The sequence below is a fragment of the Psychrobacter sp. N25K4-3-2 genome (genome assembly GCF_015351755.1).
GTDB lineage: Bacteria > Pseudomonadota > Gammaproteobacteria > Pseudomonadales > Moraxellaceae > Psychrobacter > Psychrobacter glaciei.
On record NZ_JADKLX010000004.1, the window covers coordinates 153,239 to 173,109 of the forward strand.

Here is a 19,871-nt window from a genome sequence, read left to right on the forward strand (position 1 = left end):
CAACGCTCAGAGCAGTTACTTCAGGCACTAATAGGTGGTTGTAATAGTACATCCCAATAAGCCCTAAAACATAGCAAAACATAGAGAATTACAATGAATATTAAATACTGGGCTTTCCCACTTAGTGTCGTACTGGCTTTGACAGCGGCATGTTCAAAAGAACCTGAGGTTATCGATACCAAGTCGGAAGAATCGAGTATTCGGACGGTTAGCGTAGATACGGTCATATTACGTCCTATGACTGGAAGTGTGACTGCTTCTGGATTGCTGTTACCGCGCCAAGAAGTGGCAGTTGGTTCCGAGATATCAGGCTATCGAGTAGCCGAATTGCTGGTCGATGAAGGGTCAACCGTTAAGAAAAATCAGGTATTGGCTCGTCTTGATCCAAGTCTACTCTTAGCCAAAATCGCTCAAGCGGAAGCCAATCTGACTCAAGCTAAAACCCTTGCAAACCAGTCAAGCGCTGAAGCTGATCGCATCAAAGGCTATGAAGACATCGGTGCATTTTCAGAGGAAGAGATTGCGACCCGAGTGGCTAAAGCGAAGAATGCAGATGCTGGGGTTGAGGTGGCTCAAGCCCAATTAAATGAATTACAAACACAGCGCAACCTTATGGAAGTACGCTCTCCAGTAAATGGGTTTGTACTTGAGCGCATCGTGCGTCTTGGAGATGTCTCAGGGCAGTCGCAACCTATGTTTCGTCTTGCCAGCAATAGCTTAATTGAAATGGATGCTGAAGTACCTGAAGATGATCTTGCTACTATTACTATTGGTCAAGCTGCAACGGTCATATTACCATCGGGCGCTGAGTTACAAGGTAAAGTGAGACTACTATCACCTCGTATCGATCCAGAAACAAAACTGGGTCATGTGCGGGTACAGCTTCCAACCCACCCTGAGCTAAGAGCGGGTGGTTATGCGAAAGTTGTCTTTCAACAGGTTTCTACACCTGTCCCTGCTGTTCCTGAAAAAGCCGTACAGTTTGAGGCCAGTGGTGCGCTATTAATCGTCATTGATAAAGACAATTTAGCACGGCGTGTTATGGTAGAAACTGGCGCTCGAACCGATGGTTTTGTTGAAATTAAAAACGGACCAGCCGTCGGTACTCGTGTTGCACTTGGCGGTGGTGCTTTCTTGCTGAATGGTGATGCAGTCAATCCAATCAATAAAGCAAATGAGCCTGACGCTGTATCAGACAAGGTTGCACCAGCCACAAAGGTGACACCATGAATTTGCACATTTCGGCATGGGCAATTCGCAACCCAATCCCAGTTGTCCTCCTATTCATTGTACTCATGATTGCAGGGATGAGCGGTTACCGCGCTCTCCCTATTAAACTTTATCCAGACGTCTCATTTCCGATTGTCCAAGTCAGCGTTACCTTATCAGGTGCTGCAGCAAGCGAAGTTGAAACTCAGATTACTCGTACCGTTGAAGCTGCCGTATCCAATGTCTCTGGCGTCAAACATGTGCAATCCGTTGTCACACAGGGCTTGTCATCCAGTACGATTGAGTTCGAAATTGGTGAAGATGCACAAAAAGCAACGGACGAAGTTCGTTCAGCCATTGATCGCATCAGAAGCAGTCTGCCGTCTAGTATTGAAGAACCTATCGTACAGCGTTTTGATATAGACTCAGCACCTATCGTCACGTATGCCGTCTCTACCGAAACGATGACGGATGTCGAGCTTAGCTGGTTTGTAGAGGATACCGTCGCGCGTCAGTTAATTACGCAAGAAGGGGTCGCACAAGTCGATTTGGTTGGTGGTATCAACCGAGAGATTAATGTCACACTCGACCCCAATCGTCTGCAAGCATTAGGTTTGACAGCACCCAATATCAATGATGCATTACGAACATCAAGCACCGATGTGCCTGGTGGACGTTCTGAAATTGGTGAGCGCGAACAAACGGTGCGCGTACTTGGCGCGGCCGAATCGGTACAAGCACTAAATAACTTGGTCATTCCAAGTATCAGTGGCAATACTGTTCAGCTCTCTGATGTTGCCACTGTCTCTAGTGGTGCGGCCGAAAGACGTGGATTTGCTTCTCTAAACGGTCAATCGGTCGTTGGCTTTCAAGTCAAAAAAACCAAAGCCGCCTCTGATGTTGCGGTAGCAGATGCCATTGCTAGCGCCACTAGCCAGTTGGCAAAAGACTATCCTGATGTAAAATTTGAGCGCATTGTATCGACAGCTACTAGTACACAAAATAGTTTTACGGCTACTCTGAGCGCTTTGATAGAAGGGATGTTGCTTGCCGCCATCGTAGTATTTCTGTTTTTACGTAACTGGCGCGCGACGCTCATTGCCGCTGCAGCTATGCCGATTTCTCTCATTCCGACCTTTGCGGTGATGAGTTGGATGGGTTTTAGCTTAAACATGATTACCCTACTCGCTCTAACGTTAGTTATTGGTATTTTGGTCGACGATGCTATCGTTGAGATAGAAAATATTCAAAAGCGTATTGAAACAGGTCAAAGTCCTTATGAAGCCTCATTGGTAGGGGCAGATGAAATTGGGCTAGCAGTAGTAGCAACCACAGCAACGATTGTCGTTGTATTTTTACCAGTATCATTGATGGGTGGTTTTGCCGGTCAGTTCTTTAAAGAGTTCGGTTTCACGGTTGCTATTTCAGTATTATTTTCACTGTTAGTCGCTCGCTTGTTGACCCCTTTAATGGCTGCATATTTATTAAAGCCATCAACCAAACCACATGAACCAAAACCCTTTAAAGGTATTTACCGCACAGTGCTAGATCTTGCGCTCGTGTACCGTTGGACATCACTTGGTCTAGCTGGATTGCTACTCGGCGGCTCTGTTTTTCTAGCCACTCTGCTACCAACAGGTGTGACACCGCCACAAGATAACGGTATTGTTCAACTGTCTATTGAAGGCGCGCCTGGGGCAACCTTGGATGACATGCGCCGTAGTAATGATGTCCTAACCAAAAAATTGCTTGCTTTAGACGAGGTAAAAACAGTATTTACCTCGATCGGTTCAAACTCTAGTAATGGTGATGTGAGCTCTGGGCAAGCAACGGTAATGCTTACAGAAGAAAGATCACAATCAACACAATCTTTCCAAAGCTCACTAGGTGCTCTATTGCTGAGCGTTCCTGACGTGCGTATCGGTTTTGGTCAGGCTGGCGGCGGCGGTAGTACCACGCTGCAAATTGTTTTAGCCAGTGAAAACGCTGATGCGTTATCTGAATCGACTCTCAAGCTTGAACGCGAAATGCGTGAGCTTGCCGAGCTTAGTAACGTGCATCAAGTGACACCTAGACCCAGCTCGGAGCTGATTATAACGCCCAAACCAGCTGAAGCAGCTCGTCTGGGTATTACCTCTAGTACGCTTGGCTCAGTGATTCGTGTCGCCACCCTTGGTGATGTCGATTCCAATACTGCCAAATTCAATACAGGTGATCAGCGCCTGCCTATTCGTGTGCGCTTGCCTGATAGCGCACGTACCGATTTAAAGACCCTTGGAAACCTAGAAGTACCAACCTCTAACGGAACCTCAGTTCCTTTGTCAGCAGTGGCTGATCTCAGTTTCCAACCGGGTGCATCACGTATTGATCGCTATGATCGTAAGCGTCGTGCCACTATTGAAGCACAGCTCAATGGCGTGACCTTGGGAGAAGCAACAGCCGCCATTGATCAACTAGATACTCTCCAGAACCTACCCTCTGACGTGACTCAACCTGCCTTTGGTGATAGTGAAACCATGAATGAGCTTTTTTCTAGCTTTGGTATTGCCATATTGGCGGGTATCGGTCTCATCTACGGCGTGATGGTGCTGTTATTCAAGAGCTTCTTTAAGCCAATTACGATATTAGCGGCATTACCTTTATCACTAGCGGGTGCATTTTTGGGCTTACTGATAGCAGGCAGCTCGCTTGATTTGTCAGCACTGATTGGCTTATTGATGCTCATGGGATTGGCAGCTAAAAACTCAATTTTATTGGTTGAATTTACCATTGAAGCTGAAAATAAAGGTGCATCACAAAGAGAGGCATTACTCTCGGCTTGCCGTGAGCGTGTACGTCCAATCGTGATGACAACGATAGCCATGGCGGCGGGGATGGTTCCTACCGCGCTAGCACTGGGCGAAGGATCAGAGTTCCGTGCGCCTATGGCTATTGCCGTCATTGGAGGACTGATTAGCTCGACATTGTTATCGCTTATTTTGGTACCCGTGGTCTATGAGTTGATCGAAGACTTTGAACTATGGATAAAACCAAAGCTGGCTAAATTGGTTGAGCTGCCACCAGAGAAAAATCTGGAGCCAGTCACAACGAAAAGAGAAAATAACGAACACGATTAATCACTTACTTAATACAAGCATTCGCTCTCTCGAGCGTTTACGTGCAAAGCCTTTAGCAGCCAGCGGCTAAAAAATACCTGCTGTCTGCTGGGTTTTGCAAAATTTGAAAGTTGATAAATATAATATAAGGATAAAATTATGTTAAAACAAATAACCGCTCCAGATCATGTGATCGCCCTATCCCTCGATGGAACGCTGACTGGCGAAGGCCTACAAGAATATCGTCATATTTTGGAAAAAAAGCTACAAGAGCATGATCAAATTGGTCTCTATATTGATATCACAGAGCTCACTGACATGACCACGAATTCGATCGTAGAAGGAACTAAAGCGGACATGGAATTATTTAGTCACATGAAACAGCTGAATAGATGTGCTTTTGTGTCAGATAAAGAATGGCCGAAAGCGGCTATCTCAATCGCTGATCGACTACTGCCGATGTTAGAGATGAAAGTATTTTCTTCAAGTGAGAAAGAATACGCCTTAAGCTGGGCAGCTGAGAAATCCGAGCAGCCTATAGAAAAGCGTGGCGCCATTCGTTTCTTGCCTACGAATAAAGACAACGTGCTCGCTTTTGAGGTGGACGGTGTATTGTCCTCAAGTGAAATGCCAAGCGTCACGCAAAAGCTTGAGCAATTCCTTAATGATCATGACACGGTAAGATTGCTTGCCCGAATGAAAAACTTTGATGGTTTCGATCCCTCTATCCTTATACACAGCAGCGGTTTACTATCCATGAAAGTAGCTGCTATGAAAAAGCTAGAGCGCTACGCTATCGTCGGCGCACCGCGCTGGATGTGTACATTCATTGAAACGATGAACCCAGTTTTTCCAAAAGTGGACATCAAAACCTTTACTGCCGATCAGGAAAATGAGGCGCTTGCTTGGCTTGATGCTGAGCTGGTGAAATAGCTTTTATAGAACGATAACTGACATATTTGCTTTTACTAACAGCTCTTCAAAAAAAGGGCTGCTCTATTTGTAAGTCGAACTAATAATAATATTGGCTCAATGAGACATTTAAATGCTTACTTTAGAAGCGTCTTGATATGTTCTCAATGTTTAAAATTACTGAACTTATTTTCTATTGATATGATTTAGGACACCATCAAATGGTCAGAAAACATGCTCAAACAACATGGGCTTTACTATCGGCGATAGCAATATTGAGCATATTAGCGATACTTTTGCTGCTGACACTGTTCATCTAATGACAGTTTCGGTATATAACAGTCTCGGTATATTTTTAAGCAAATACGACTAAAGGTAGACATAACAGTCTAGAGTGAAATGGACACTATGTTTTTGAGGTTACTAGTTTTTGAGGTTACTATATGATATCTGACACGTCATTTTTATTAATAGGAACGTTGGCGATGCAAGCCAATACCACCAAAGACACTGTGCGCCATTACCATGATATGGGTTTACTAAGATCCCGTAAGCGCCAAGCAGGTTCGCGCCTATACACTGAGTTTCATCCAGAATGTGTCGAGCGTATCGACCTGATCAAAAATGCACAAGCAGTCGGTTTTAATCTCAACGAACTTAAAGTCTGGTTGAATGATTATTACGATGGCACTCTCGATATTGATAAGCAAATGGATGTGATTTCCGAAAAGATTGCTCAAGCGCAGCGTCAACAAATCAATTTAATCAATGTGATTAATCAACTTAGTGCGCGCCATACCGCTTTAAAAGAAATGAAATCAGATAATATTGGCAAAGCAAATATTCAGTAATGCATTGGCGATTGCCAACAGCAGACGCAGTGACCCTTCGTCATTCAAAGAAAAGTGGTCAAAGTGCTAAAACAGAGGCGCAGTGACACTCCATCTATAAGATGAATTGTCACCACGACAGTTGTAATTAGTGGAGATTAATTACTTTTGATCTCTTTCTAATACCACTCGATAGCGAGCGTTACCGCTTTCTAGTCTCTCAAATGCTTCATTTATCTCAGACATTTTATAAGTTTCAGTCACTGGCTGAATATTATGTCGAGCAGCAAAATCCAGCATTTTTCGCAGGGTCGACGGTGAGCCGACTGGTGAGCCTGATAGGCTGTTTTGAGCCATGATCATTGGCGCAGCCACTATCTCTAACGGCGCTTCTAATAGACCAACAAAATGCAGCTTACCTTTTGGTCTCAACGTCTTAATAACGACATCCCAATTCATATCAACGTTCACTGTTGATATGATTAAATCAAAAGAGCCCGCTGCTTTTTTGATTTCGTTCTCATCTCTTGAGTTTAAAGAGTGATGAGCACCCAACTCTTTTGCTTCTTCCATCTTTGATTCGCTGGTAAATGCTGTCACTTCACAGCCCCACGCATTAGCAAACTGAAGCGCAAGATGACCCAGACCACCGATACCGATAACCGCTACTCTAGAGGTTGGTTTGATATCGTATTGCATTAGCGGGTTAAATACCGTGATACCGCCACACAGCAGTGGCCCTACCGCATTGAAATCAAGCCCTTCAGGAATTTTGATAACGCTGGTATCTTTTGCGCGTACTTTATCTGCAAAGCCGCCATGGTTACCAATGATGGTTCCTTCCTGCTTAGCACAGAGGTTATGGTCACCGCCGATACATAGATCACAAATGTTGCAATATCCTTTATGCCAACCAAGACCGACTTTATCGCCAAGCTCAAGATGCTTTACGTGCTTGCCTTTTGCAAGGACTTTACCTGCAACTTCATGACCACCGACAAACGGATATTCGGTCATACCCCATTCGTTTTGCCACATAGAAAGATCACTGTGGCAGACACCGCAGCTATGTACTTCGATTTCTACTTCGTGATCGCCTAAGGTGCCAGGATCATATTGATAAGGCACAAACTCGCCGCCTTTCTCTTTTGCTGCATATGCACTAATCATCATTATTCCTTATTTAATAGTATTTATGGAAGAGCGCTCATAACAAATGAGCCAGTCGTTTCTAACGATTCAAATTTTTCCCATTCAAAAAGGGTTGTCGATAAGTTGAACTGGCCTGACCAAAGATTGGTTAAGTTACACCATCCAAGCCAATAGTTGTAAGACTATCATAATACAAAGCCTCGTACTTGAAAGGCGACGAATCACCAACAATATCGCTTTGCCGCCTCAATCGGAATGTTCAGCATGATTGTCGAGAGAGACATTGGATTCATAATGACATGCATGGCTTTGCGATAGTAACTAGCAGGGCAATCACATCCTTTGTGCTTATGTGCTTATGTGCTTATGTGCTTATGTGCTTGTGTGCTTGTGTGCTTGTGTGCTTATAAAATGACAACAAGCCCATATTTAATCAATAAGTATGGGCTTGTCTGTGTTAGACCTAGCATTATTACTACTAATGCTAGGTCATGTATACGATCAAATAAAGACGTTAAATCATATTTTACTGTCCGTCGTTGTCTGCTCTTTGCCACTTGGCACAAGCCATTTAGCAAACCATCCTGACAGATCATCCATCAACGTATAGACGACTGGGATGACCACCAAACTCAGTAGCGTTGAAGTCACTAGACCACCCAATACCGCTGCTGCCATCGGTCGCCTAAAGGTAGGATCTGCATCACCCCAACCAAATACCAATGGCAACATACCTGCACCCATTGCAATGGTGGTCATGATGATAGGACGCGCACGCTTATGACAGGCATCAATAATCGCCTCAAAACGTGCCAGCCCTCGGCGCTGGGCAATCAAGGCATAATCAACCAACAGAATCGAGTTTTTGGTCGCAATGCCCATGAGCATAATAAAACCAATCATCGAGGGCATCGACAGGCTACTGTTGGTAATAACCAAGCCGACGAACGCACCGCCTATCGATAGAGGCAATGCCATCAAAATGGTAAATGGCTGCAACAAACGACCAAATAGTAAGATAAGCACGCCTAATATACAAACCACACCCACTGACATCGCAATGATAAAGCCACTAAAGAGATCTGCCATATTTTCGGCTTGACCTTGATCGATGATGGTAATCGAAGGCGGCAATTGTTGCATGGTCGGCACTGATTTAACCGCTTGTACCAAATCGCCCAGCTCACCATCTGCCGGCTGCACCGTAATGCTAATAGCGCGCTCTCGATCCAACCTACTTATCTGAGCAGGACCTGTGCCAAAATCTAACGCAGCGACTTCGCCCACACGTACCCCTTGACCTGCTGGCAGTGAGTTTGGTACATACAAGCCCTCTAACTGACTGACGTTTTGCTTGGCAACATCTGGTAGGCGTACCACGATAGGAATCTGACGCGTATCAAGATTGAGCTTAGACAAACGCTGCTCATAGTCGCCGACAGTCGCCACACGTAAAGTCGTAGCGATATCTTGCGTGGTCACGCCTTTATCAGCCATCGCCAGTCTATCAGGCGTGACGGTGAGCTCTTGACGTGGCAAACTGCGATCACTAGTCACAGCACCTACGCTTGGCAAACCTCGAATTTCAGTCATAATCTGCTGAACAGTCTGCTCAAGCAGCTGTGGACTGGTACTGGTTAACGAAAAATTATAGCCACTCTCACCACCACTTGATAGTCCAACGGTAAAGCGAGCGCCAGGTACTTCTGTCATCAACTTACTGATTTTACGTTCTATTTCTTGCTTAGTGCCCCGCTCCGCACGCGGTGCAAGCACAATATCCAAACTGGCAATATTCTCCGCTTTGCTACCACCAGACTCTGAACTCAGGGATGCTTGTGCTTCTCCCACTGACGTAAAGATGTTCGTCACCTCAGGCATGGCTAAAATACGCGCACTGGCAAGCGCTGACACGCGCTCCGTATCTGCGAGCGACACATCAGGGGTTAGCTCAATAGCCACACGGGTTTGGTCAATATCGTTGTCTGGAATAAAAGAAGTCGGTAGTAGTTTCACTAATGCCAACGAGGCCACAAACAACACCAACGTTGCACCCATAGTTAGCCAACGATGATGAAGCGTCCACGAGACAATTTTGAGATACCACGTCATCAATGCACTTTGCTTTTCGACATGCTTTTTCTCGGGTCGTAAGATGTATGCAGCCATCATAGGTGTGATCAAACGCGCCACCATAAGCGATGCAAAAATCGATAACGCAGCCGTCCAACCGAATTGACGGAAAAACTGCCCAACAATACCGCCCATAAAGGCCGTCGGTAAAAACACAGCAATCAAGGTAAAGGTAGTGGCGACAACAGCCAAACCAATCTCATCAGCGGCTTCCATCGCCGCTTCATAAGGCGTCTTGCCCATCCTTAAATGCCTGATGATGTTTTCGACCTCGACGATTGCATCATCGACCAGTACTCCAATGACCAATGACAATGCCAGTAGTGAGATAATATTGAGACTAAAGCCAAATAAGTACATGCCTAAAAAGGTAGGAATTACTGACAGCGGTAACGCCACAGCGGCAACAATGGTCGCCCGAATATTGCGTAAAAACAGAAATACCACCACCACGGCAAGCAAGCCACCTTCGATCAGCATACGTAATGAAGCTTGGTAGTCTTCCGCAATAGGCGTCGCTCGATCATAGACCTTTTCGATACTGATATTGCCCACATCGGCAGTCAACTTGGCAAGCTCGTCATCGACCAGTTCCATCACCTCAACTTCACTGGCACCACGCGAGCGAGTGATATTAAATGCAACCACCGTTTGACCGTCGAGCTTAGCGATAGAGCTGGGATCAGCCGCACCATCAGTGATTTGCGCCATACGTCCAAGCGCTTGAGTGCCACCTGTAGGGACAGCCACTTGTAGGTCATTAAGCTCGCCTGCACGCTCGACCGCGCCCAAAACGCGAATGGTTTGGGTGGTTTTACCCACTTCTGCTTCACCACCTGAGCTGTCTTGTTGAATACCTGCTATTTGCTGTGACAGCTGGGTAATCGAAAACTTCAAACCACTCAAAGTGATAGGATCAGCTGCGACCGTAATCTCACGCTGAAGCCCGCCGATACGACCGACTGTACTGACACCTGGTATATCAGAGAGCCGTTTAGTGATCGTGTCATCTACGAACCATGACAGATCCTCTACACTCATATTGTTAGCAGCGACAGAGTAAGTAACGACCGGAAATCCTGCGGTAGATACCTTGGTAATGATTGGATCGTTGGCGGCGGCTGGCAGATCGCCACGCACTTCGCCAACCGCCGAACGTACATCGTCGACCGCTTCTTGAATGTCTTTTTCTAACGTAAACTCGGTGGCAATGGTCGCCGCACCCGTCTGTAGGGTAGTACGAATATGACTCACACCTTCGATACTGGTTAGTTTGTTTTCAATTTTCTTTGCGATATCGTTTTCGAGCTGCGAAGGCGCAGCCCCAGGTAGGGTCACCGTGACGACCACCGCTGGCAAGTCTATATCTGGAAACTGCTGTACCTTCATTTTCATAAAGCCATAGATGCCGCCTAAGGTTAGGAGCACAAATAGCAGAATAGCCACGAGCGGATTTTTGATCGAGTAAGCGGAGACGTTTAAGCTCATGATTGTGCCTGCGTTGCTGTACTCGTTTGGCTCACACCATTAACTATACGCACTAGGTCGCCATCGTTCAAAAAACTACCGCCTTGCTTCACGATACGACTATCGCTTGGCAGAGGCTCTAGCACTGCTACGTTCTCGCCAAGTCGTGCGCCCAAAGTCACTCGTTGTTGCTTGATACGACCCATGGACTTACCGTCTTGGTTTGTAAGACTGGTCACTAACATCACATAATCATAACCGTCATTGCTGACGATGGCGCTATTAGGAATCGTTTGGGTGCTGGCACTCCCTAGTAGAAACTCACCAGTCTGATACATGCCTGCGCGTACTTTTGAGTTGGCCGCTAGACTCGCATAAATAGTGATCTGGCGGTTATTTTCCGCCGTCGGTGCGATACGGCTCACTTGTCCCATCACTGAATCACCATTTGGCAATCCTACTCGCACCGATGTGCCGACATTGATGTCACCGATAAGTTTAGGATCTATATCTGCCCGCCACTCCAAAACACCACCTTTGATAATCGTGAACAGTGGCTCACCGCCAGCCACCATCCCAACTTCCACCATTTTTTCACTGATAATACCGCTGACAGGCGCCACAACCTTTGAATTGTCTATCGTCAAGCGCTGATTATTTAAACGGGCTTTGGAGGCCTGCAAAGACGCTCTAGCACGCATCTCAGAGGTACGATAGCGATCGGCCTCTTGTTTGCTAATGGCATCAATATCTACCAATGGCAAGACACGTGCGGCATCAGCGCTGGCATTGGCAAGCGTTGCTTCAGCTTCTGCCACATCGGCCTCTGCTTGCAAAACTTGCTGCTCCATGGCATCAGTATCAAATATCGCCAATACTTGACCTGCTTTGACCCGCTCACCTTCCTCAACCAGTACACGCTCAATAGCCACACCATTGACTTTAGCGCTGACATTAGCCACATCCTTGGCATTGATGGTGCCGTCAGCACTCAACGTATTGCCAATCGTATCTTGGCTTGGCATCACCGTTTCTACCGATAATACAGATTGTTCTGTACTAGCGTCGCTAGTAAGGGGGCCATCATTTTGTGTACTGGCAGATGCTAGCGCCCCGTCATTCATCGCTTTATCACTAGCACCCCAGTATTTTCCAAGCAGAACACCCATGACCAGCACAATGCCCAATACTGGCAACAACCATAGCGGCAATTTCGACGAAGACTTATTAGCATTAGCCAGCGTGTCAGGTTGACGATATGGTGGCAACTCAGATTGAGAAGATGGTTTAGGATTGGTTTCTTCAAGATCGCTCATGATAGGTCTCTATAAATACGGGCAATAATAAAAATTAAGATAGTCGGTCATTGGAATGTGTTTTTTGATCGCACACTCTGGCAATACCGAGCCTATCCCACTAACGATGGGGTCAGTAGTAAAAGAGCAAAGGCAGATTGACTAAATGAAAATGGGATAACAGTGGCACAAGCAGGCGTAGACGTCTGTTTCATAATACATCCTTGTATAAATATTCAGACAGTTGAAAAGTAGTGGTACAAATAACACGATAATGATGCAACCTCATAAATTGCCACACTACTCGATGCATATCAATGACAATCAGCGAACACATGAGTTAGTATTAATAAATAAAAACTACCAAAGAGCTATTTTCATGAACTAAAGCGATGGCAGAAAAAATGATGCATAAATCATTGATTTCGCTCGCTCTTTATATTCATAATTTGACATAAAATAATGAGCATGACTAACAAGGATAAATAGCATCCCGAATTATTCGGTAAGAATGCAGAGAGAAAAACTCTGCTATGCATTGGTGTAACGGCTGGCTTCTGGCATCCAGCGATGGATCAGCTGGCTGACATCTGCTTTACGTGCAGGATCTGCAATTAAGTGTTTGGCGAGACGCTGGGCAATCGCAAATAATTGCTCATCACGAATCAAATCCGCCAAATAATAACCAACATTGCCCGTTTGACGTTTGCCTAACAGCTCACCTGGCCCGCGCAGTTCCAAATCTTTTTGGGCAATAACAAAGCCATCGGTGCTGTCGCGCAATACATTTAGACGTTCAGTGCCCGTCTCCGACAATGGCTTTTGGTATAGTAGAACGCAGAAGCTTTTGGTCGAACCACGCCCGACTCGTCCGCGCAACTGATGTAGTTGCGATAGACCCAAACGCTCGGCGTTCTCGATAACCATTAGCGAAGCATTCGGCACGTCGACGCCAACCTCGATGACCGTTGTGGCAATTAACAAATCAAGACTTCCGGATTTGAATGCTTGCATGATGGCTTGTTTATCAACGGATTTCATCTTGCCATGGACAAGACCAATACGAATATTTAAGCGCTCATTTAAGTCCTCGTAAGTGGCTTCAGCGGCTTGTGCATCCAGCACGCTAGACTCTTCCACCAGCGAGCAAACCCAATACGCTTGCCTGCCCGCCTCACAATTAATCGCAATACGTTCGATCACCTCATCACGGCGGTTACGATCAATCGTCACCGTCGTAATTGGCGTGCGACCCGGTGGCAGCTCATCAATGATGGAGGTATCCATATCGCCGTAGACACTCATCGCTAGCGTACGCGGAATAGGTGTTGCCGTCATTATTAGCTGATGTGGTGTGCTATTGGCTACGCCTTTACTGGTCAAAGCCATGCGCTGCTCGACACCGAAACGGTGCTGCTCATCGATAATAACCAAGCCCAATTTAGCAAACTGTACTTGCTCTTGAAATAACGCATGGGTGCCGACGACCACTTGCACGGTGTTTTCAGCCACAGCTACCAACGCTTCGCGGCGCTGCTTTGCGGTTTGTTTACCCGCCAGCCAACCGACCCCAACACCTAAGGGCTCAAACCATTGTTTAAAATTAACCAAATGCTGCTCTGCTAAAATCTCTGTGGGTGCCATAACAGCCACTTGCCAGCCACTATCAAGCGCATATCCTGCGGCACCTGCCGCCACCAACGTTTTGCCAGCGCCCACGTCCCCTTGTACCAGTCGTAGCATCGGAATAGAAGTCGCCATATCGGCCGTGATGTCTTTCATCACTCGTTGCTGCGCGCCTGTTAAATCAAACGGCAACGCGGCAAATAATTGATCAGCCAATGGGCTTTTAGTGGCACATTTAGGGGCTTTATGCTGATGCAATTGCTGACGACGATACAATAGACTGAGTTGATGCGCGGTCAACTCTTCAATGATCAAGCGCTGACAAGCAGCATGGGTGCGAGCACTTAGTTGGGTCAATAGCTGATACTGCCGCCCAGCATCGGTATAAGTTGGTGGAGTGTGCAATAGTACCAAGGCTTCAAATATCGTCAGGGTATAGACATTATTAGCGGCCATCGTATCGAGATTATGATTCATCGCGTCATACGTTGCATCATAAATAGCGGGCTGGGCTTTATTGACACTATTACTGGTAGCATTGTCGGGCACACTACGGGCGAGCGTCGAAAAAATATCTTCAGACTCATACGCCTCTATTACCGATTTTTTTGGTGGTTCAAAAGGTACCAATGGTAAATCCGCAACGACGGCAAAATCTTCATTGGTAAACAGCGTCATCGGTAGACCCTGACTACGCACCGTTTGTAGTGCCAACTTAATCAAAGTACGCAATTTATTCTGATGCAAGCCTTTGACACTGGGATAAATGGGCTGCAACCCAGTATTGGTCATCGCACTGCTATCAGTGATAATTTGATATTCGGGATGGTGCATCTGCTTGCCATAACGGCTGACTTTTACTTCGCCAAACAATTGCAATTGTGTACCCAAACTCATGGTCTGCGCCAGACCACGATAGACCTTAAAAAATCGCAATGATATCGTATCGGTGTCATCGTCTACAATCACCGTCATGCCACTACGCTTGACATCGACGTGTACCACACGCCCAGTGATTAATGCGGCTTGTCCATGCCCCACGTCTGCTATCGATACCAGTCGGCTACGGTCTTCATAATCTCGTGGCAGATGCAGCAGCAAATCAAAGATTCGTACGATACCCAACTGCGCGAGTTGCTCAGCAACTTTGGAGCCGACGCCTGCCAACGCCGTCACTGGCATATCGAGTGCCGATAGAGGTTGCTCAGATATCCCATGAGCGGTTGACTGGGCTGAGGAAGGAGCTGAAGCGTGACTGACCGACATGGGCATCAAAAATCCTAACGATATTGGTTTTAAATTCCGTAAGCGCAAAATGTCTTATTAGGACACGCCCTAAGCATTCTACTGCTAGTAACGAGCTGCAAAGGTGATAGCAATCAACCAGCTATCAAAATACTGAATCAGTCTCATTATAACTGACAACATGATTGATTATGCTAAGCTATTTAGTAATACTGCGTTTAGACACTTTGCAGAGAAATACATCCAGTCTATTTTATGGATAAGTAGCTTTGTCGATAAGTAGCTTTGTCGATTTGGCAAAATTTCTGACGATGTTTAGCAAAATTTAGCCATTTTAAGACCACTAAATATATAAATGTGCTAATTGATAACACGCCCTAATTTACGATGATTTTATAAGGTCTTTTTTATGTTTGCTCCTGCTCTATTGCCTCAATTTTATCATCATTTAATACTCCTGCGTATCAGTGTGCTTGCTGTATTGGCTCTAGGCACTAACGCTTGTAGCACACTGACACCAGCACCGGCACCATTAACGCCTATAGCAGATGAACTCAGAGTTACGTTAGTGTTGGGCGGCGGCGGTGCCAAAGGTTTTGCGCATGTTGGCGTGATTAAGGCTCTAGAGGCAAACGGTATCAAACCAACCTTGGTCGTTGGTACGAGCATCGGCAGCTTGGTTGGTAGTCTATACGCTAGCGGCTACACGCCAGCACAGCTTGAGCGCTTGGCATTGACCACCACTGACAGCGAATTGACGGACTTCACTTTATCCAACCAAGGATTTATAGAAGGTATCAAACTCAAAAACTTTATTAATGCAAAAGTTGGTGGTCGCCCTATAGAGTCATTTCCCATTCACTTCGCTGCCGTCGCGGCTGAAAAGCACACGCTAAAAAAGGCTATCTTTACCACCGGAGATGCTGGGCTTGCCGTTCAAGCATCTTGTAGCGTACCTAATATTTTTATTGCCCCGCGTATTCCTGAAAAAGTCGGCAAAAAATATATCGATGGCGGTGTGGTCAGCTTAGTGCCTGTCGATAGCGCTCGTGACTTGGGGGCAGATATCATCATCGCTGTCGATGTGACGATGCCTACCTCGAATAAAAAGAACATAACAAGCAATCTCTTACCCACTATCACCTCATTGAGTAGCTTTTGGGGCTTACTTGAAAACAATTTAACCGCCAACGCTGCTTATTCAAATACCAAGCACAGCGCATCAATGCGCAATGAACGCGCGCGTGCTGATATTGTGATTACCCCTGATGTCGGTCATATCAGCTCATTAGATACCAGTCAACGTAGCGCCCTTATTGTTGCTGGCACGCAAGCCACCACACCACAAATCAATGCGATTAAACAATTAATTAAAGAAAAATCACAGATTAAATATGCGACTTTATAACGATATAGTCAAAATATCTTAAAAACGCGACGGTGTTGCTGATATCAGCAGTGCGTGATGGTTCGATATTACTTTTCACTGACTATATATAGTAAATCCTCGACAAGCTAACCTCAAAATTAGAATCTCAGCCATTAAAAAAGCACCGCAGTCATGAACTGTGGTGCTTTTTGCCGTTAACTAAATCAATTCTGCTTAAACAGACTGTATCAATTAATAAGCAAATCTATTTAACGCGGGCGCGGTATTTCACTGCTACGGTATCATTGAGGCCAACACCTTCGATATCCCAGCGTACTGCTTTGTAGTATTTGAATGGGATTTCTTGTAATTGATTGTCCACCTTGCCACGTAGCGGCATACGGGCGAAAGTATCGCCATCGGTGCTGCCATATGGGAAGTCAGGCGAGACCGCGCGCAATAATTCTACTTGCTCAGGGATACTCATGGTGACCGTCATTTTGCGTACTCGATCAGCATTGGTATTGGTAAAATACCCTTGATACTCTAAGACGTTGCCTGCTTGCAAGCGCGTGTTGGCATTAACAGGTACCAAGACCTCCTGACCATTGGCATCAACACTGATCAACGAGGCAGTAATTTTGGTATTAACGGCTTGCACACTAGAATTACCGCTACGGGTGCTTGCTTGATTGGTACTTGACTGCATGGTAGCTAAATTATCAACTGCTTGCTCTGGGGTCGGCAGCATCGCTGAGGCTTGGGTCACAGCCATGACGCCGACGAGCGTACCAGCGATCACGTGAAACAGACGGTGTCCGCTAAAAGCGCTAAAAGGATTAGCAAAATGGTTACTTTTTTTCATGACTTTCATTATCCCTAGTTAATATATCGGTAAAACGCAGCTGGCAAAACCTGACTGTCTGGTTAATGCATTTTCAATGCTTTTAAACTCTGACATTTATCGCTTTAACTTTTTAAGTTTCTCGCGGTTTGGATAGACGAGACTTTATATGAGCAATACACTTAATGACGACATCTCAGATTATGAGTAGGCTATCATCATATACGCTCCATGCTAGTAACGTTCATTTTTATTGATTATCTGCGTTAGCTGTCTATAAAGCAATAGCGCTTAGCATAGCAAAAAGCGTTTGTAGGTACATTAACCACGTGTTGAGGTTGTGTATATTGTCAATTTACTACAAAGATTGATGAACGCTACTGAAATAAAAGATAGCTCACAACGGCGTTTTTTGCTATGGTAATTCTTTAGCGACTGGCATTTTTTGTCACGTCCTTTTTTCTTATTCTGACTACTACTGCTCCCATTATGACTACTAGCGCCATGCCACAGATTAATCCCGAATACGTTCATTGGTTCCGTAATTCTGCCCCCTACATTAATACCCATCGCGGTAAGACTTTTGTGATCATGTTTGGCGGTGAAGCGGTCAATCACCCGAATTTTAGTACGCTTATTCATGACTTCGCCTTGTTACATAGCTTGGGCATCAAGCTGGTATTGGTACATGGGGCCCGACCGCAAATCGAAAACAACCTGCAAGGCACTGATATCACCTCGCCGTTGCATGAAGACATTCGAGTGACGCCGCGTGTAGCGATGCCGTCTATCTTGCAAGCCGTTGGTGCCATTCGCTTACAGATTGAAGCACAGCTATCGATGGGACTGGCCAATTCACCCATGTACGGCTCGCGCATCGATGCCGTGTCAGGCAATTTTGTCACCGCCCGCCCTTATGGCATTCGTAATGGTGTCGATTATCAAATGACGGGTGAAGTGCGCTCTATCGACGTTGAGGCCATCAAAAACAACCTACTCCACGATCATATCGTCATTTTAGGCTCGATGGGTTATTCAGCGACTGGCGAAGTTTTCAACCTACTCGCTGAAGATGTGGCATTGAGTGCTGCCGTCGCACTTGGCGCGGATAAGCTGATATTCTTAGGTGAAGAAACGGGTATCAATGACGATGATCGCTTGCTACGCGAAATGATTCCAAACGAAGTCGATCGTTTCTTACGTGGCCGTGATCTAAATTGTGAGATCAACTACTTTTTAAATTGCGCCAGTAATGCTTGCCGTCAAGGCGTTCATCGCACCCATATTATCTCTTATGCCAAAGATGGTGCATTATTAGAAGAGCTATTCACTCGTGATGGCTCTGGTACGCTCATTAGCCACGACCCTTATGAAGAAATTCGCCGAGCAGATATCGACGATGTCGTGGGACTTATTGAACTGTTATTACCGTTAGAAGAACAAGGCATCTTGGTCAGTCGTTCGCGTGAATGCTTGGAGCAAGAGATTGATCACTATAGTGTGATTGAGCGTGATGGTATGATTCTGGGCTGTGCAGCGCTTTATCCATTAGATGCAGATGCGGCAGAAGTCGCTTGTGTCGCTGTTCATCCCGAATATCGTAGCGGCAGCCGAGGTGCGGATTTGCTAGCGTTTTTAGAGCAGCAAGCGCGCAGCCATGGTTTGCACAAATTGTTTGTGTTGACGACTCGTACCGCCCATTGGTTCGTTGAACAAGGCTTTGCAGAAGTTGAAGCAAGCGCCTTACCAGAAGCACGACAAGAAAAGTATCATAACGGACGTAACTCTAAAGTCTTCCAAAAGACACTTTAACGAGTGACTCAATTGATGAGTAAACAGTGAACTAAACCACGTCCAAACAAAAAGCCCTCATAATATTTATGAGGGCTTTTTCTGTTTTAGGACGAAACGTAGGACGGTGCAGATTATTACGTTTTATCGCAGCATTATTTTACTTTTAACAGCTCAACCGTAAAGATTAAAGTGCTATTAGGCTCGATACCTGAGTTACCTGCCTCGCCATAAGCGATGTCTGATGGGATGTAAAACTCGTATTTGCCGCCCTCTTTCATCAACTGTAGACCTTCCGTCCAGCCAGCGATAACTTGATTTAGTGGGAATTCAATCGGCTCACCACGCTCATAAGAGCTGTCAAATACCGTACCATCGATCAATTTACCTTCGTAGTTTACTTCAACCACGTCAGTCGCTTTTGGTGATTTACCAGTACCTGGAGCGATTACTTTGTATTGTAGACCAGAAGCCGTCTCTTTCACGCCTTCTTTTTTCGCATTTGCAACTAAGAATGCTTCACCAGCGGCTTTGTTGTCAGTCGCTTTGCTTTCCATATCTTTGACAAACTTCTCTTCTTGCTCTTTTTGATAGGTCATCAATACTTCTTGCATTTGCTCTTGTGTCAGTGCGGAATCAGTGCCCTCATAACCATCACGGAAGCCTTTTTCAAAGGTATCAAGGTTGAGATCACCGACCGCTTCTTTGTTACCTTCTGCCATCATATAGCCCAAGCTATAACCCACTTTTTCATTGGCTGGGCTTTTTTCAGTCACTGAAACGCTTTGACTAGAGGTTTCTTGATTACCATTATTAGTACTACAACCGGTAACTAATAACATAGCACTAACAAGTGCACTAACGCTTAAAGTAGTGATTTTTTTCATAGAGTACTCTCAAATT

At 45.6% G+C, this 19,871-nt stretch carries 12 protein-coding genes; 6 read left to right on the forward strand and 6 right to left on the reverse strand.

Features of this window, described 5'->3' with window-relative positions; genetic code table 11:
- The first annotated feature begins 93 nt into the window (after positions 1-93).
- From IOD06_RS11340 to IOD06_RS11355, 4 genes are all read left to right on the forward strand, one after another.
- The gene (locus IOD06_RS11340) at positions 94-1,230 is read left to right on the forward strand and encodes an efflux RND transporter periplasmic adaptor subunit (RefSeq protein WP_194620974.1); all 1,137 of its coding nucleotides are present in this window, start codon (positions 94-96) and stop codon (positions 1,228-1,230) included.
- Positions 1,227-4,325 carry an efflux RND transporter permease subunit gene (locus IOD06_RS11345; protein ID WP_194620975.1) on the forward strand — a complete coding sequence of 1,033 codons (3,099 nt, stop codon included), beginning with the start codon at positions 1,227-1,229 and terminating at the stop codon, positions 4,323-4,325. The genes IOD06_RS11340 and IOD06_RS11345 overlap by 4 nt, the downstream gene beginning before the upstream one ends.
- 138 nt (positions 4,326-4,463) lie before the next feature.
- Positions 4,464-5,237 (forward strand): STAS/SEC14 domain-containing protein, encoded by a 774-nt coding sequence (locus tag IOD06_RS11350; protein WP_194620976.1) that lies wholly within the window; start codon positions 4,464-4,466, stop codon positions 5,235-5,237.
- 422 nt (positions 5,238-5,659) lie between these two features.
- Entirely contained in the window at positions 5,660-6,067 is a 408-nt protein-coding gene (locus IOD06_RS11355; RefSeq protein ID WP_194620977.1) for a MerR family transcriptional regulator, read from the forward strand.
- A 141-nt stretch (positions 6,068-6,208) separates the two neighbouring features.
- Here IOD06_RS11355 and IOD06_RS11360 read toward each other — a convergent pair whose 3' ends face one another.
- From IOD06_RS11360 to recG, 4 genes are all read right to left on the reverse strand, one after another.
- Positions 6,209-7,216: an NAD(P)-dependent alcohol dehydrogenase gene (locus IOD06_RS11360; RefSeq protein ID WP_194620978.1), complete on the reverse strand. Its 1,008-nt coding sequence runs from the start codon at positions 7,214-7,216 to the stop codon at positions 6,209-6,211.
- Positions 7,217-7,717: 501 nt separating this feature from the next.
- Positions 7,718-10,819 carry an efflux RND transporter permease subunit gene (locus tag IOD06_RS11365; RefSeq protein ID WP_194620979.1) on the reverse strand — a complete coding sequence of 1,034 codons (3,102 nt, stop codon included), beginning with the start codon at positions 10,817-10,819 and terminating at the stop codon, positions 7,718-7,720.
- Entirely contained in the window at positions 10,816-12,114 is a 1,299-nt protein-coding gene (locus IOD06_RS11370) for an efflux RND transporter periplasmic adaptor subunit (RefSeq protein WP_194620980.1), read from the reverse strand. The genes IOD06_RS11365 and IOD06_RS11370 overlap by 4 nt, the downstream gene beginning before the upstream one ends.
- Positions 12,115-12,624: 510 nt before the next feature.
- Entirely contained in the window at positions 12,625-14,991 is a 2,367-nt protein-coding gene (gene recG / locus IOD06_RS11375) for an ATP-dependent DNA helicase RecG (RefSeq protein WP_227670026.1), read from the reverse strand.
- A gap of 382 nt (positions 14,992-15,373) precedes the next feature.
- On the opposite strand from recG, the gene IOD06_RS11380 reads away from it, so the two are divergent.
- Positions 15,374-16,372 (forward strand): patatin-like phospholipase family protein, encoded by a 999-nt coding sequence (locus tag IOD06_RS11380; protein WP_194620981.1) that lies wholly within the window; start codon positions 15,374-15,376, stop codon positions 16,370-16,372.
- A 226-nt stretch (positions 16,373-16,598) separates the two neighbouring features.
- Here the strand turns inward: IOD06_RS11380 and IOD06_RS11385 are convergent, their stop codons facing one another.
- Entirely contained in the window at positions 16,599-17,198 is a 600-nt protein-coding gene (locus IOD06_RS11385; RefSeq protein WP_010201301.1) for a hypothetical protein, read from the reverse strand.
- A 468-nt stretch (positions 17,199-17,666) separates the two neighbouring features.
- Between IOD06_RS11385 and argA the strand changes: the two genes are divergently transcribed.
- Positions 17,667-18,989 carry an amino-acid N-acetyltransferase gene (gene argA / locus IOD06_RS11390; RefSeq protein WP_189586965.1) on the forward strand — a complete coding sequence of 441 codons (1,323 nt, stop codon included), beginning with the start codon at positions 17,667-17,669 and terminating at the stop codon, positions 18,987-18,989.
- A gap of 134 nt (positions 18,990-19,123) precedes the next feature.
- On the opposite strand, the gene IOD06_RS11395 is transcribed toward argA, so the two are convergent.
- Positions 19,124-19,855: an FKBP-type peptidyl-prolyl cis-trans isomerase gene (locus IOD06_RS11395; RefSeq protein WP_189586963.1), complete on the reverse strand. Its 732-nt coding sequence runs from the start codon at positions 19,853-19,855 to the stop codon at positions 19,124-19,126.
- Positions 19,856-19,871: the final 16 nt, after the last annotated feature.

Coding starts and splice junctions, on each gene's coding strand:
- IOD06_RS11340 (WP_194620974.1), top strand. CDS start 94: ATGAATATTAAATACTGGGCTTTCCCACTTAGTGTCGTACTGGCTTTG.
- IOD06_RS11345 (WP_194620975.1), top strand. CDS start 1,227: ATGAATTTGCACATTTCGGCATGGGCAATTCGCAACCCAATCCCAGTT.
- IOD06_RS11350 (WP_194620976.1), top strand. CDS start 4,464: ATGTTAAAACAAATAACCGCTCCAGATCATGTGATCGCCCTATCCCTC.
- IOD06_RS11355 (WP_194620977.1), top strand. CDS start 5,660: ATGATATCTGACACGTCATTTTTATTAATAGGAACGTTGGCGATGCAA.
- IOD06_RS11360 (WP_194620978.1), bottom strand. CDS start 7,216: ATGATTAGTGCATATGCAGCAAAAGAGAAAGGCGGCGAGTTTGTGCCT.
- IOD06_RS11365 (WP_194620979.1), bottom strand. CDS start 10,819: ATGAGCTTAAACGTCTCCGCTTACTCGATCAAAAATCCGCTCGTGGCT.
- IOD06_RS11370 (WP_194620980.1), bottom strand. CDS start 12,114: ATGAGCGATCTTGAAGAAACCAATCCTAAACCATCTTCTCAATCTGAG.
- recG (WP_227670026.1), bottom strand. CDS start 14,991: ATGCCCATGTCGGTCAGTCACGCTTCAGCTCCTTCCTCAGCCCAGTCA.
- IOD06_RS11380 (WP_194620981.1), top strand. CDS start 15,374: ATGTTTGCTCCTGCTCTATTGCCTCAATTTTATCATCATTTAATACTC.
- IOD06_RS11385 (WP_010201301.1), bottom strand. CDS start 17,198: ATGAAAAAAAGTAACCATTTTGCTAATCCTTTTAGCGCTTTTAGCGGA.
- argA (WP_189586965.1), top strand. CDS start 17,667: ATGACTACTAGCGCCATGCCACAGATTAATCCCGAATACGTTCATTGG.
- IOD06_RS11395 (WP_189586963.1), bottom strand. CDS start 19,855: ATGAAAAAAATCACTACTTTAAGCGTTAGTGCACTTGTTAGTGCTATG.